Consider the following 14,199-nt stretch of genomic DNA (forward strand, 5'->3'; position numbering starts at 1 on the left):
GCCTGATATTAAAAGTAACCCTGACGTTTTTTCAGCTCCATCGACCCCGATGAATCATGATCTATCGCCCGTCCTTGACGCTCACTAGAGGTCGCGACTAGCATCTCTTCAATAATTTCAGGCAAGGTATTAGCGGTAGATTCCACAGCTCCTGTCAATGGGTAACAACCTAAGGTTCTAAAGCGAATATCTTTATGTTGAATCTCTTCACCCTCCTCTAACTCTAAACGCTCATCATCTACCATGATCAACATGCCATCACGCTCAACAACTGGGCGTTTTTCAGATAAATAAAGTGGAACGATTTCAATGTTCTCTAAGTAGATATATTGCCAGATATCAAGCTCAGTCCAATTTGATAATGGGAATACTCGAATACTCTCCCCTTTATTCACTTGGCCGTTATAAGTATTCCATAATTCTGGACGTTGATTTTTCGGATCCCACGTATGATTTTTATCTCGGAAAGAATATACACGTTCTTTTGCTCGAGACTTTTCTTCATCACGACGAGCCCCACCAAATGCAGCATCAAAGCCGTATTTATTAAGCGCTTGTTTTAGCCCTTGAGTTTTCATGATGTCGGTATGCTTTGATGACCCATGAACAAATGGGTTAATTCCCATTTCCATGCCTTCAGGGTTTTTGTGTACTAATAGATCAAAACCATACTTTTGTGCGGTCTTCTCGCGAAACTCAATCATCTCTTTAAATTTCCAATCCGTATCAACATGAAGAAGTGGGAATGGAATTTTTCCTGGATAGAAAGCTTTACGAGCAAGATGCAACATTACTGAAGAATCTTTACCAATCGAATACATCATGACTGGATTATCAAACTCAGCAGCCACTTCACGAATAATGTGAATACTTTCGGCTTCTAGTTGTTGTAGGTGAGTTAGTCTTTGTGCGTACATGTGTTTTGTCCTTTAGGCTAAATTTGGTAATGGCACCTATTATCGAAATTGATTGTGTCTTGGTTGCATCAATTCTCTTTTCCATTAGGTGGCTATTTTTCATTCCAATAGAAGCACTATAGACGGGTTACTTTATTACCTGAAATTCGAAAATTTCATTTTTTATTCGATTTAATGCTAACGATTGCGAATAAAAAGGTTTCATTTAAAAAATCGTAAATTAAAAGCAGAAGATGAATTTATAGTTAAGCTGTGATCTAGTTACCGTAAAGCACACGGGAACGAGATCAGCAGCACACATTGAGAGATCGATTACATTTATAACATTATCAATCTGTTATCTTATTTGCGCTTTTATGATTATCACCCTTGGAGAACACCATGAAACTCTCTGCTAAACCTGTTTCACTTGCTGTATTAGCTGGCTTAGGCTTACTCACAATTTCTGGCTGCACACCGTCACCAGTAGATACAAACGAAGTGATTAAATTGCGTGTTGTAGAAACAACAGATATCCATACCAATCTAATGGATTACGATTACTACAAAGATAAACCCTCTCAAAAAATTGGTTTAGCACGTACAGCGACACTAGTAAAAGAAGCTCGCGGCGAAGTGATAAACAGTGTTCTTGTTGATAACGGTGATTTACTGCAGGGTAGTCCAATGGGTGACTATATGGCAGATAAGGGCTTGGAAGCTGGTGAAGTTCACCCTGCTTACAAAGCAATGAACCAATTAGATTACGATGCGGGCAACATCGGTAACCATGAATTCAATTACGGTTTAGATTTCTTAGCGGAATCTATCAATGACGCCGATTTCCCTTATATCAGCGCTAATGTTTATGACGCAAAAACAAAAGAACATTATTTCAAGCCTTATGTAATTAAAACTCACGTGTTTAAAGACACTGCGGGTGTAGAGCATGAAATTAAGGTTGGTTATATCGGTTTTGTCCCGCCACAAATTATGGTGTGGGATAAGAAAAACCTTGAAGGAAAAGTATTCGCTCGTGATATCAAAGAAACAGCGGAAGAACTGATCCCACAAATGAAGAAAGAAGGTGCAGACGTAATCGTTGCTATTCCTCATTCTGGTGTCTCAACAGACCCATACAAACAAGGTGAAGAAAACTCTACTTACTTCCTTTCAGAAGTAGATGGTATTGATGCCATTGCTTTTGGTCACTCTCATGCAGTTTTCCCTGGTAAAGGGTTTGACAACCTACAAGGTATCGATAATGAAAACGGTACGATGAATGGCGTAGCAGCAGTAATGCCGGGACGTTGGGGTAGCCACGTCGGTGTGATGGATTTAACACTTAAACAGAAAGATGGTAAATGGTCGGTTGTTAACGGAGAGTCGGAAGCTCGCCCTATCTTTGATAAAGAAAATAACAAATCATTAGCTGCTGCAGATAAAGGGATTGTAAACGCATTAAAAGCAGATCATAAAGGCACTCGTGATTTTGTTAACCAACCGATTGGTAAAGCTGACGATGTTATGTATAGCTTCTTAGCATTAGTGCAAGATGACCCTACTGTTCAAATCGTGAACCTAGCGCAAAACGATTACGTAGAACGTTTCATCCAAGGTGATCCTGATCTAGATGGCATGCCTGTACTTTCTGCTGCTGCTCCATTTAAAGCAGGCGGTCGTGGAAATGACCCAACAAACTTCACCGAAGTTGAATCGGGCCAATTAACGTTCCGTAATGCGGCTGATTTATACCTATATCCTAATACGCTAGTTGCGATGAAGGTAACAGGTAAAGAAGTGAAAGAATGGCTTGAGTGTTCTGCTGGTCAATTCCAACAAATCGACACCAATAGTACAGCACCTCAACAGTTAATTAATTGGGATGGCTTCCGTACTTATAACTTTGATGTCATTGATGGCGTTAACTATCAAATTGATATTACTCAACCAGCAAAATATGATGGCGACTGTAACGTAATTAACGAAGATTCTGAACGTATTGTCGGTTTAACTTATCAAGGCAAACCGATTAATGCGAAACAAGATTTCCTTATCGCAACTAATAACTACCGAGCTTACAGCAATAAGTTCCCAGGTACTGGCACTGATTTTATCGCGTTTGATTCGCCAGATGAAAACCGTACCGTTCTTTCTAACTACATAACACGAGTAAGCAAAGAAGAGGGACAAGTTAAGCCATCAGCAGATAACAACTGGTCTTTTGCTCCAATTGAAGGTGGAGAAAAACTGGACATCCGCTTTGAAACATCACCAACAGAAAAAGCAGCTCAATTCATTAAAAATAAGGGTCAATACCCAATGAAAAAAGTCGCAACTGATGATGTTGGTTTTGCGGTATACCAAATTGATTTAGCAAAATAAATAGAATCTAAATTTTCTACAACACAAATAGCATGGTGATTTCATCGTGCTATTTTTTATCTGTATACTAAAGTTTGCCTTAACAAAAAGAAATGTCTTCTAATAAAAAATACACTAAAAGTACTTAACTATGAATGATCTTTTTACAGCTCAACTTGAATCTTACGGATTTACTTCTCAAGAAGTTACTCAATTAATTAAATTAAGTGAGCTAAAAGTTCTTCCAGCTAAATCCATACTCATTAACCAAAATAGTACTACTAGTAAGTTTTATTTTCTTATAGATGGATTTTGTCACTCTTGCTACCTCACAGAACAAGGTAAGCAGTTTAGTAAAGAGTTTTATTGGAAAGGCGATTGGGTGGTTGGATTTGAAGAATTATTAGATCAAATCCCATCCCCCTATACTCTTGAGACAATTACTCCAACCACATTAATAGCATTGCCTATCACACTACTAAATCAATGGCGAAAAAACGCTAACCTTCTTTACATCAAACTACTAGAAACTCAATTAGTATATAAAGAAAGAAAAGAACGTTTTATGTTACTTAACTCACCTCAATCGCGTTATGAGATTTTCTGTAACAATTACCCTAACCTTCGAGCACAGTTAAGTGACTATCAAGTAGCTGCTTATCTTGGCATCACCCACATCAGTTTAAGTCGAATTAAAAATAGAATTAAAAAGTTAACATAAGTTAATGCCTAAACATTCTGAAATCGGTATCTTTATGATCTTCTTTCTTCATCGAGATAACGTCTATGATTCATTGGAAAAAAATTAAATTTAACCACTTAACTACCGCTCAATTATATGAACTACTTCGTTTGAGAGTCGATGTTTTTGTCGTAGAACAAACCTGCCCATACCCTGAATTAGATGGTAAAGACTGTCATGATGGGGTTTATCATTTAATTGGTACTAAAAATAATGAAATAGTGGCCTGTGCTCGATTATTACCAAGTGGCGTCAGTTATAACAACGTAAGTATTGGTCGTGTCGCAACAAAAGAAACAGCAAGAGGTAATGGCCTAGGGCACGACCTTCTGTCTCAAGCTTTACTTAGTTGTGAAGAATTATGGCCGGGTAAAACTATTGATATTGGAGCTCAAGAACATTTAACTCACTTTTATCAAAAACATGGGTTTAACGTGATCTCTGATATGTATCTTGAAGATGATATTCCTCATGTCGATATGCGATTGACGAAGTAATACAATAATGAAGCCTACGATTACACCAGTCAATCTTGCTATTACCTTACTTATATTAGGAAATTTCCTGGCATCGCTATCTGATGTGGCGGTAAAAGTTCTTGATGGTGGAGTCTCACCTTTTCAATATATTTTCCTACGCCAGTTAGTCTCTATCGCTCTTCTTTTTCCATTTTGGATACGCCAACCATCAAGACTAAGGAGTTTGAGCAATCCCAAAATAACTGTTTTAAGAGCTCATATTCTTTTAATTGGCAGTTGCTGTATGGTGGTATCAATCACCTATTTAACACTTGCTACAGCCAATGCTGTTTTTTACACAGCGCCACTATTAATGATCCCTCTTTCAATACTATTGCTTAATGAAAGGCCATCAACAAAAAAGGTGTTGCAAACGGTTATTGGATTTATTGGTGTTCTAATTATTCTTCGCCCTTCTCAGTTTCATTGGGCGGCTATTTTTGCTCTGGGAACCGCAACAACATTAGCACTGTACAATCTGTTAGTTAGAAAAATTCCCAATGACCAATCCGTTATTACTACATTGTTTTGGACAACCTGTTTATCTCTACCCGTCTCTGGAAGTCTAGCTTGGTTTTATTGGGAGCCCTTAAATTATAAAGAAGTACTTTGGATTGCATTAAGCGCCGCTTTTATTATTAGCTATAACGGCCTAGCAACCATGGCATATAAAAAAGCACCAGCAACTCAGGTTTCTTTAGCAGAATATTCAGGACTTATATTTGTAGTTTTATTTGGAATAATTTGGTTTGATGAAGTTCCAGACAGTTTAACTCTAATTGGAATCGGACTAATTATTTTTCCTCTTATGCCCAAAAGATGGCTTAAGCGCATAAAAGGAAAAAGAGAGCTTTAATCGAAGGGCGTTGATGAAAGACTATTTACTGCGCCCAAAGTTTCCATCAGACATTCTAAAGAACATAATAGCTTCACCTTGACGCTCAATCTGAACAATATCTAATTCGCCTTTTGTATTTAATTTAAAACGAAAAAGCTGGCCTTTTTTAACATTACTTAATGGCTTATCAGCGCCTTCAATTTTGACAACTTTATTTAATTCAGTCAGTGATAAATTATTTTTCCTAAACACTTGGTATAGTGTGTCACCTTCTTGAATTTTGTAATCATGCCATTTTTCAGCGTTTTGTTCTGGTTGTGATATTGATGTATCTGCTGTTTTTTCTATCGACCTCACTTCCCTTTTTTCTTGCTCAATTTCATAAGATGAAGGCGCATTTCTAAGCTCGGTTTCTTGCTCGCTTAATCCTTCTAAGTCCAAGCTAATGCTTTGTCTTTCCATTTCAGGTGCAGGGACCACTGTAGACTGAATACTTTCCCCCTCTTCTTTCGCACCTCTTGGTAATAAGAACAAAACACAAGTAACAGGTACTAAGATTCGTAATGCTTTTCTATGAAATGCAGGTAGACGTAACCAGTAAGGTGATACTCTCTCAATCAAAGGGACGCATTTTTTCTTAAACACAGTAAACTGTTCTGCAAAATCTGGACGCTTTATGTTCATTTTCTTTTTTTTATTCATGCCATCGCCTCATGCGAAACTGGTGAGCTCACGTTTTATTCTAATATCAGAGTACAAAGAAGTACAAAAGTTTACCTTAAGCTTAGATCTCTGTATCCTTTACTCTTTCGTTTATAACATATAAAGAAAGAGAGACAGCATGTCTGAAGTTAAATTAGAAACAGTAGAGCAAAGAGCAAGCTACGGTATTGGTCTTCAAATGGGCCAACAACTTGTACAATCTGGTCTTGAAGGCCTAAACGTTGCAGCTATCGCTAAAGGCATCGCAACTTCACTAACTGGCGACATGCCAGAAATTGAAGTTGACGCTATCAACGAAGCGCTTCAAGCACTTCACATGCGTGCTGAAGAAGCTCGTGCTGAAGCATCTAAAGCAGCAGCTGCTGATGGCGAAGCTTTCCTAGCTGATAACGCTCTTCGTTCAGAAGTAACTGTACTTGAATCAGGTCTTCAATATGAAGTACTAACTGCAGGTACTGGTGAGATTCCAACTTCTGATAAAACAGTACGTGTTCATTACCACGGTATGCTAACTGACGGTACAGTATTTGACAGCTCTGTTGAGCGTGGTCAACCTGCTGAATTCCCAGTAACTGGCGTTATTGCTGGTTGGGTTGAAGCTCTTCAACTAATGCCTGTAGGTTCTAAGTGGAAACTAGCTATTCCACAAAACCTAGCATACGGTGAGCGTGGCGCTGGCGCTGCAATCCCTCCATATGCTGCTCTAGTATTTGAAGTTGAACTACTAGAAATCGTTTAATCTTTCTCAAAAAAGATTAAAAATAAAATAAGAAAGCGATGCCTATGGGCATCGCTTTTTTTTCTGTCATACTCTAATGGTATGTTATAAAAACAAAACAATAATGTTAAAAGGAAATGACAATGAAAAAAATACTTATTTTATCTACACTCGCACTATCATTAACAGCTGCTGCACCTGCTAACGCTTTTTTATCTAGCCTTTTTGGTGGAGATGATGATGTGAAAAAAGAAGAAGCTACGGCTTCAAATCCATTAGTGGGGATGCTAACAGAAAACTTAGGTATCTCAGCCGATCAAGCCGCGGGTGGTGCAGGCGCGTTACTCGCAATGGCTGGTAATGGATTATCAAGCTCTGAAAGCTCTGAGCTTAATAGCATGGTTCCTGGCCTTGAATCTCTAACTGGAGCAATCCCTGGTGGATTGGGCAGCATGATTTCAAACATGGACAGTGTTAAAACTGCATTTTCTGCTCTAGGTCTAGACCCTGCCCTTATCTCACAATTCACACCTTTAATTACGCAATACTTAACATCTCAAGATGCAAGCTCAGGTCTACTAGATTCGTTAACCTCATTGTGGAAATAATCATTTTTTACCGTAAATAAAAAAGACAGCGATTTTACTCGCTGTCTTTTTATTTATTAATTGTAGTACTATTAGAATTAAATACCAGAACCTTCAGCTTCTGCATCATCTTCATGTAAACCACATTCACGTTTTAACCCAAAAAATCGAGTATCTTCCTCTTTCATTCCTGGAGCCCATTTTTGAGTGGTATGTGTATCACCGACAGATAAATACCCCTCCTCTCTCAATGGATGATAAGGCAATTCTTTCTCTTCTAGATAATAATGTACGTCTTTATTACTCCAGTCGATCACAGGTAAAAACTTAAATACTCCATTTTGAATACTTAAAATCGGTAAATGCGAACGAGAAGAAGATTGATCGCGTCGTAGACCAGAAAACCAAATACTCACTTCTAGTTGATCTAATGCTCTTCTCATTGGCTGAACTTTATTTAAGCGATTATATTGTTTTAGCCCCTCAACGCCTTGTTCCCATAATTTACCGTAACGAGCTTCTTGCCACATAGGGCTTTCATCAGCAGAAAATATCTGTAAATTTAAACTCAGCCGTTTTGTTAACTCATCTATAAATTGATACGTTTCAGGAAAAAGGTAACCCGTATCGGTTAAAATTACCGGAGTATCAGACTTAATCTCCGTAACTAATTGCAACATAACCGCAGCCTGAATCCCAAAGCTTGAAGAAACCGCAGGCTTACCCTCTAAGTTATCTAAAGCCCAAGAAACTCGCTCTTGAGCCGTTAGTTTTTCAAGCTCGGTATTAATTTCAGCTAAACGTAAAATTTGCTCAACTTTATTTAATGACAGCAGCTCTGACAGTTGCAATTTAGGCATAAAAGTCCCTTTTTGATACTTTCACTTCATCTACGATTCCAGCTCTAATGGTAAAATCACCAAAGCCTTCATTACCTTTACGCTCAGTTGCCCAACGACCAACAAGTTCATCTATCTCAGATAAAATCTGACGATCTGTAATGTTTTCTTTATACATTTTAGGGACACGAGTACCACTACGATTACCACCTAAATGGAAGTTATAACGACCAGGCGCTTTACCTACTAAACCTATTTCAGCAAGCATTGCACGGCCACAACCATTTGGACATCCCGTGACACGGAAAATAATATTGTCTTCTTCTGGCAAGTTATGCTTTTTCAGCACACCTTCAATCTCAGTAACAAATTCAGGCAAGAAACGTTCAGCCTCAGCCATCGCTAATGGACAAGTAGGAAACGCCACACACGCCATTGAGTTTTTACGCTGCTCTGAATGCCCATCATCAATTAAGCCATGCTCACGAGCAATTTGCTCTATCTGATCTTTTTGCTCCGCAGGTACACCTGCAACAATTAAATTCTGGTTGGCAGTCATTCTAAAATCGCCTTGGTGGATCTTAGCTATTTCAGCAACTCCTGTTTTTAGTGGTTTTCCCGGATAATCTAATAAACGACCATTCTCAATAAATAATGCTAAATGATGCTTACCATCAATGCCTTCAACCCAACCAATTCGATCACCACGTTCCGTAAGCTCATAAGGGCGGCTTGCTTCAAATTGAATACCTGCACGTTTTTCAACTTCCGCTTTAAATACATCAACACCTACACGATCTAACGTATATTTTGTTTTTGCATTTTTACGATTTGAACGGTTACCCCAATCACGCTGAGTTGTCACAACTGCTGCAGCTACCTCTAATGTTTTCTCTAATGGTATAAAACCAAAATCATCTGCTTTACGTGGGTAAGTTGCAGTGTCGCCATGGGTCATTGCAAGGCCACCACCCACAAGAACATTAAAACCAATCAACTTTCCATTATCAGCAATGGCAATGAAGTTGAGATCATTTGCATGCACATCGACATCATTTTGCGGTGGGATCACAACCGTTGTTTTAAATTTACGAGGAAGATAGTTACTGCCTAAAATTGGCTCTTCATCAGTCGTTTCTAATTTTTCACCATCCAACCAAATCTCAGCATAAGCACGCGTTTTTGGTAGCAAGTGTTCACTGATTTTTTTCGCCCACTCGTACGCTTCTTGATGTAATTCAGATTCAACAGGGTTAGTCGTACACAGCACATTTCGATTTACATCACCTGCTGTGGCAATCGAATCAATACCGATACTATTAAGCGTTTGATGCATTAATTTAATGTTTGGTTTTAGAACACCGTGAAATTGAAACGTTTGACGAGTGGTTAAACGTAAACTGCCATAAGAGGTATTTTCTTCTGCAAACTTATCAATCGCCAACCACTGCTTTGGTGTAATGATTCCACCAGGCATACGCGCACGAAGCATTACGTTATGCAGAGGTTCTAATTTCTGTTTCGCACGCTCAGCTCGAATATCTCTATCATCTTGTTGATACATGCCGTGAAAACGGATCAACTGGAAGTTATCTTTGGTAAAACCGCCCGTAATGCGATCTTGAAGATCCTCCACGATCGTGCCTCTAAGATTCTTACTTTCACGCTTTAGGCGTTCGTTATCCGCTAATGGGCCAAGTTCAGTGCCTGATAAGATTGTTTTTACTGCAATTTGTTCGCTCATTAGTACACATCCCTTTGGTAACGTTTCGCCTTACGCAGATCATTCACAAACTGTTCTGCTTCTTCTCTGTTCTTCTTGCCTTGCTGTTCAACAATGGTAATTAACGCGTCATGTACATCTTTTGCCATGCGAGTTGCATCACCACACAGGTAAATATAAGCGCCATCTTGTAGCCACTGCCACACTTGTGCTGAATGCTCTAAGATACGATGCTGTACATAGACTTTTTCTTGTTGATCACGGCTGAATGCGACATCCAATTGATTTACAACGCCCGACTTAAGGTATTTTTGCCATTCAACTTGGTATAAGAAATCTTGTGTGAAGGTTCTATCACCAAAGAATAGCCAGTTTTTACCTTTTGCATCACGGTTGTCACGCTCTTGCACAAATGAGCGGAATGGTGCGATACCCGTACCAGGACCAATCATGATCACAGGAGCATTATCATCTTGAGGGAGTTTGAAGTTATTGTTATGTTCAATAAATACTTTTACTTCATCACCTTCTTCTAGACGATGAGATAGGAAACTAGAAGCACCACCAAATCGAGTGTCATCACCTTGTTGGTATTCAACAACAGCAACCGTTAGATGAACTTCTTCATCCACTTCTGTTTGGCTTGAAGCAATAGAATATAAACGAGGTGTTAGGCGGCGAAGTAAACCAACTAATTGGTCTGCCGTTAATTTGGTTTTCTTTTCTGATAGCAGGTCAATAACTTGAGTGTTAGCTGCATAATGACGTAATTTATCTTTATCTTGTGCCAATTTTTCTAGTTTTTTACTGCCTGATAACTCTGAAAATTTAGCCACTTGCTGTGGGTTTGATGAGGTAATTTCATATTTCTCAACTAACGCTTTTTGTAGAGAGATTGACTCTCCATCCACATCAACTTGCTCTTCACCAGTAAGGCTTACTTGTTTTAAGATAGCAGCAGCTAACTCTGAACTATTTTCAAACCAAACACCAAGTGCGTCACCCGGTTGATAAGTTAAGCCTGAATCTTCCAAATCAATTTCAATGTGACGAACATCTTTGCCTGAATCTCGGCCCGTTATTTTTTGGCTTGCTAATAACGTTGCCGTATAAGGGTTTTGTTTTGAATATTGAGATTGACTATGCGCGGCTTGACCCACAGGTAATTGCACTACCTGCCCATTTTTAGCATCATCACCGGTTGATAAGGTTTCTTTTACTTTCTCTAACGCTTGCTTGCGCCATTCAACCGCTGGAGCTTCATAATCAACATCAAGATCAATACGCTCAATAAATGGCGTCGCGCCTTTCTTAGATAAGTACTCATCAAAGTCTTTACCTGTTTGGCAGAAGAACTCGTAGCTCGAATCCCCCAAACCAATCACTGCGTATTTTAAGTTATCTAATTTTGGTGCTTTTTTAGATTGAAGAAATTCATGCAATTCAATGGCATTATCTGGCGCTTCACCTTCACCATTAGTCGATGCAACAATAATAACGTGAGTTTCTTTGGCAAGATTTTTACCTTTATAATCACTCGCATCAAACAGCTCAACACTAATTCCAGAAGCAGACGCTTCTTCTTTTAGTGCTTCAGCCACACCTTTAGCATTTCCTGTTTGGGAAGCATAGATAATCGACAGTTTGCCTGCCGGTTCATTTGATACCGCAGGTGCGGCTTGGTTGATTGGTTGTGCAGCACCAGAAGTTTGGCTTACCCCCCAAAAATAACCACTTACCCAAGCAAGTTGTTGTGGAGATAATTCTGAAGCAGCTAGCTGTAATTGACCTATTTGTTGGTCATTAAGTGGGCTAGCGAGTGCGGAGAGTTCCTTTAATAACATGACGACATCCCTATTCATTGCGTCATATTAGATTAGCGACTCTTTTCTATAACAAGAAAGAATAGATAGGTATGTTTTATAACTTTTTGGAAGAAAGAAAAGTTTGCGTTACGTAATTTATACTGAAAATAAACTAATCATTGATCCTGACTTGACTAAATCCAACCGCTAACGCACTCTTTGAGGCAGACTCTAAATCCCTGTATTTCATTTCCCCACCTTTAAAATCCGTAAGTAAAACAAGGCCTCCACGTACATGGCGAAATTCTACAATCCAAGAATCTTCAACCATGACAGGTTCGATTACTGCTTCAACTAATTGATCTTCTTGGTACATCAATTTTAATTCACTTAATGTCGTCATAACTGCATCCTTACCAAATATGAATATCATAGTAATATCCATTCTATAAGCATGGGCAATAAACTGAAATTGAGCAAATTTAAAATAAAAAAATAGCGACCCAGTCACCTGAATCGCTATTTTTAATACTCTTGCTGTCTCTGATTAGAAATCAAATGACAAGCCACCAAACCAACCATCGACCATGACATTAGCTTGGTCGCTATCAAAACCTTCAAAATACCCAAACTCATGATCCATCACGCGATAACCGACTTTAAACTCAACATCAACGGCATCAACAGGAAGAATGTATTTAACCCCTGCTTGGCCATCCATAGTGCGAGTATCACTGCTGCTACCAAAATCATACTGACCGAAGATGTGGAAGTTAGTGTCAGGAATATGCATAGACGCATCGGCATACATGTTTAATGCAGTTTCATCAAAACTTTGATTTGCTAGTTTATTAGGGTCAACAGAGCCCCCTTTATTAAACTCACCATTAGCGAACTGCATTAATGTTAAGCCCACATCAAACTGAAGGCCATTAGTGTCTAATAATTTGTAGTAACCAGTATAATCAATTTGGTCGTATTCAAAACGATCGGCTTTGACCGGTGTGTAACGTACTTTTAAGTTAGGAAGGTATGGATATGGGTGCTCAAACGCAATTGAAAATGCTTGAGAAGCATCGACATCATTATCGCGAACCGCTCCATCTTTAGACCCCACTTTTCCATCAGGGAACCACGCATCAATTGCCACTTTTGTTGTAAACTCCTTTTCTGTCGAGTGTGCAGGAGCTGCCAATACTAAGGCAGCAGAAGCAACAACAGTGGCGAGGGATAATTTGTTCATGCGTAGTCTCCATTTGAAACGCTATTTGGTTCATATTTGGTCATAATAAACGATTTGGTTTATTTATGTACTCTTCTTTTTTATATAACTAATCTATCAACGGTAATAGGTAAGAGGTTATACATCTAATTCTGCTGGGATCTTAGCTAAAGCAGTTTGAACAACTTCAATTCCCGAACCTGGCTTATGAGCATTTTCACTAATGTAGCGACGCCATTGACGAGCACCTGGCATACTTTGGAATAAACCCAGCATATGACGAGTAATATGACCAAGGTGTGCACCATTTTCTAATTGGCGTTCAATATATGGGTACATTGCCTCTACAATTTCACGACGCTTTTTAATTGGTTTATCACTACCAAATAATTGTTGATCGACTTCTGCTAATAAATATGGGCTCTGATACGCTTCACGACCAACCATTACACCATCTAAATGTGCTAAATGCTCTTTCGCTTCTTCGAGGGTTTTAATCCCACCATTTACAGCAACAACCAATTGAGGGAAATCTTTTTTGATCTGATATGCTCTTGGGTAATCAAGCGGTGGAATTTCGCGGTTTTCTTTAGGGCTCAACCCACTTAACCATGCCTTACGAGCATGAATAGTAAATTGATCACACCCACCTTGTTCGTGAACAACAGAAACAAAGCGAGTTAAAAATTCATAGCTATCTTGATCATCAATACCTATACGAGTTTTAACGGTTACAGGGATATCAACAACCGCTTTCATCTCTGCAATACATTCGGCAACTAATTCTGGCTCAGACATTAAACAAGCACCAAAACGACCATTTTGCACACGATCTGATGGACAACCTACATTTAAGTTAATTTCATCATAGCCGCGATCAGCCGCTAATTTCGCACAATGAGCTAAATCTTTAACGTTCGAACCACCTAGTTGTAATGCAACTGGATGCTCCTCTTCATTGTAAGCAAGGAAATCTCCCTTACCATGAATGATCGCACCCGTCGTTACCATCTCTGTATATAACAAAGCATGTTCTGATAGTTGACGGTGAAAATAGCGACAATGACGGTCAGTCCAATCAAGCATAGGGGCAACGGAAAAGCGTTGTAGTGGATATTTATTGGTGTTCTCAGGGTTTGACACAATTTAGCCTTAAAAAAATACTGTACAAATACACAGTGAATAACCTAGAATTTCTTTGAATTTCTTTAACTAGTACCCCTT

At 38.9% G+C, this 14,199-nt stretch carries 14 protein-coding genes; 6 read left to right on the forward strand and 8 right to left on the reverse strand.

The window, feature by feature from the left end; genetic code table 11:
• Window positions 1–8 precede the first annotated feature (8 nt).
• Window positions 9–917: a sulfate adenylyltransferase subunit CysD gene (gene cysD, locus AC2IP4_RS12370; RefSeq protein ID WP_486310320.1), complete on the reverse strand. Its 909-nt coding sequence runs from the start codon at window positions 915–917 to the stop codon at window positions 9–11.
• Window positions 918–1,298: 381 nt separating this feature from the next.
• Here cysD and AC2IP4_RS12375 point away from each other — a divergent pair, with 381 nt between their 5' ends.
• The 4 genes from AC2IP4_RS12375 (at window position 1,299) to AC2IP4_RS12390 (ending at window position 5,376) form a co-directional block, all read left to right on the forward strand.
• On the forward strand, window positions 1,299–3,281 hold the full coding sequence (locus AC2IP4_RS12375) for a bifunctional 2',3'-cyclic-nucleotide 2'-phosphodiesterase/3'-nucleotidase (protein ID WP_486310321.1): 1,983 nt from the start codon (window positions 1,299–1,301) through the stop codon (window positions 3,279–3,281).
• Between the two features lie 130 nt (window positions 3,282–3,411).
• Window positions 3,412–3,981, forward strand: coding sequence for a Crp/Fnr family transcriptional regulator (locus tag AC2IP4_RS12380; protein ID WP_486306965.1), 570 nt, complete (start codon window positions 3,412–3,414; stop codon window positions 3,979–3,981).
• A 65-nt stretch (window positions 3,982–4,046) separates the two neighbouring features.
• A complete protein-coding gene (locus AC2IP4_RS12385; RefSeq protein ID WP_105056862.1) occupies window positions 4,047–4,499 on the forward strand; it encodes a GNAT family N-acetyltransferase in 453 nt (150 codons plus the stop codon).
• 19 nt (window positions 4,500–4,518) lie between these two features.
• Window positions 4,519–5,376, forward strand: a complete 858-nt coding sequence (locus AC2IP4_RS12390) for a DMT family transporter (RefSeq protein WP_375322838.1) — start codon at window positions 4,519–4,521, stop codon at window positions 5,374–5,376.
• Window positions 5,377–5,397: 21 nt separating this feature from the next.
• Here the strand turns inward: AC2IP4_RS12390 and AC2IP4_RS12395 are convergent, their stop codons facing one another.
• Entirely contained in the window at window positions 5,398–6,060 is a 663-nt protein-coding gene (locus AC2IP4_RS12395; RefSeq protein ID WP_375321686.1) for a LysM-like peptidoglycan-binding domain-containing protein, read from the reverse strand.
• A gap of 139 nt (window positions 6,061–6,199) precedes the next feature.
• On the opposite strand from AC2IP4_RS12395, the gene bamJ reads away from it, so the two are divergent.
• Both bamJ and AC2IP4_RS12405 read left to right on the forward strand, forming a co-directional pair.
• Entirely contained in the window at window positions 6,200–6,820 is a 621-nt protein-coding gene (gene bamJ / locus AC2IP4_RS12400; protein WP_375321685.1) for a BamJ family beta-barrel-assembly machinery protein, read from the forward strand.
• Between the two features lie 122 nt (window positions 6,821–6,942).
• Entirely contained in the window at window positions 6,943–7,407 is a 465-nt protein-coding gene (locus AC2IP4_RS12405; RefSeq protein WP_375321684.1) for a DUF2780 domain-containing protein, read from the forward strand.
• 77 nt (window positions 7,408–7,484) lie between these two features.
• On the opposite strand, the gene AC2IP4_RS12410 is transcribed toward AC2IP4_RS12405, so the two are convergent.
• The 6 genes from AC2IP4_RS12410 to dusA all read right to left on the reverse strand — a co-directional run bounded on the left by AC2IP4_RS12410 (window position 7,485) and on the right by dusA (window position 14,061).
• Window positions 7,485–8,246, reverse strand: a complete 762-nt coding sequence (locus AC2IP4_RS12410; protein WP_486310322.1) for a phosphoadenylyl-sulfate reductase — start codon at window positions 8,244–8,246, stop codon at window positions 7,485–7,487.
• The gene (gene cysI, locus AC2IP4_RS12415) at window positions 8,239–9,969 is read right to left on the reverse strand and encodes an assimilatory sulfite reductase (NADPH) hemoprotein subunit (protein ID WP_486306964.1); all 1,731 of its coding nucleotides are present in this window, start codon (window positions 9,967–9,969) and stop codon (window positions 8,239–8,241) included. The genes AC2IP4_RS12410 and cysI overlap by 8 nt, the downstream gene beginning before the upstream one ends.
• Window positions 9,969–11,792, reverse strand: coding sequence for an assimilatory sulfite reductase (NADPH) flavoprotein subunit (locus tag AC2IP4_RS12420; protein ID WP_486310323.1), 1,824 nt, complete (start codon window positions 11,790–11,792; stop codon window positions 9,969–9,971). Before AC2IP4_RS12420 ends, cysI begins: the two co-directional genes overlap by 1 nt.
• A 133-nt stretch (window positions 11,793–11,925) precedes the next feature.
• Window positions 11,926–12,156, reverse strand: a complete 231-nt coding sequence (locus AC2IP4_RS12425; RefSeq protein WP_105056854.1) for a hypothetical protein — start codon at window positions 12,154–12,156, stop codon at window positions 11,926–11,928.
• Window positions 12,157–12,300: 144 nt separating this feature from the next.
• Entirely contained in the window at window positions 12,301–12,996 is a 696-nt protein-coding gene (locus AC2IP4_RS12430) for a TIGR04219 family outer membrane beta-barrel protein (protein WP_375321681.1), read from the reverse strand.
• 117 nt (window positions 12,997–13,113) lie between these two features.
• The gene (gene dusA / locus AC2IP4_RS12435; protein ID WP_486307287.1) at window positions 13,114–14,061 is read right to left on the reverse strand and encodes a tRNA dihydrouridine(20/20a) synthase DusA; all 948 of its coding nucleotides are present in this window, start codon (window positions 14,059–14,061) and stop codon (window positions 13,114–13,116) included.
• Window positions 14,062–14,199 lie beyond the last annotated feature (138 nt).

The sequence above is a fragment of the Aliivibrio thorii genome, assembly GCF_057368585.1.

Coding starts and splice junctions, on each gene's coding strand:
- cysD (WP_486310320.1), bottom strand. CDS start 917: ATGTACGCACAAAGACTAACTCACCTACAACAACTAGAAGCCGAAAGT.
- AC2IP4_RS12375 (WP_486310321.1), top strand. CDS start 1,299: ATGAAACTCTCTGCTAAACCTGTTTCACTTGCTGTATTAGCTGGCTTA.
- AC2IP4_RS12380 (WP_486306965.1), top strand. CDS start 3,412: ATGAATGATCTTTTTACAGCTCAACTTGAATCTTACGGATTTACTTCT.
- AC2IP4_RS12385 (WP_105056862.1), top strand. CDS start 4,047: ATGATTCATTGGAAAAAAATTAAATTTAACCACTTAACTACCGCTCAA.
- AC2IP4_RS12395 (WP_375321686.1), bottom strand. CDS start 6,060: ATGAATAAAAAAAAGAAAATGAACATAAAGCGTCCAGATTTTGCAGAA.
- bamJ (WP_375321685.1), top strand. CDS start 6,200: ATGTCTGAAGTTAAATTAGAAACAGTAGAGCAAAGAGCAAGCTACGGT.
- AC2IP4_RS12405 (WP_375321684.1), top strand. CDS start 6,943: ATGAAAAAAATACTTATTTTATCTACACTCGCACTATCATTAACAGCT.
- AC2IP4_RS12410 (WP_486310322.1), bottom strand. CDS start 8,246: ATGCCTAAATTGCAACTGTCAGAGCTGCTGTCATTAAATAAAGTTGAG.
- cysI (WP_486306964.1), bottom strand. CDS start 9,969: ATGAGCGAACAAATTGCAGTAAAAACAATCTTATCAGGCACTGAACTT.
- AC2IP4_RS12420 (WP_486310323.1), bottom strand. CDS start 11,792: ATGTTATTAAAGGAACTCTCCGCACTCGCTAGCCCACTTAATGACCAA.
- AC2IP4_RS12425 (WP_105056854.1), bottom strand. CDS start 12,156: ATGACGACATTAAGTGAATTAAAATTGATGTACCAAGAAGATCAATTA.
- AC2IP4_RS12430 (WP_375321681.1), bottom strand. CDS start 12,996: ATGAACAAATTATCCCTCGCCACTGTTGTTGCTTCTGCTGCCTTAGTA.
- dusA (WP_486307287.1), bottom strand. CDS start 14,061: ATGCTTGATTGGACTGACCGTCATTGTCGCTATTTTCACCGTCAACTA.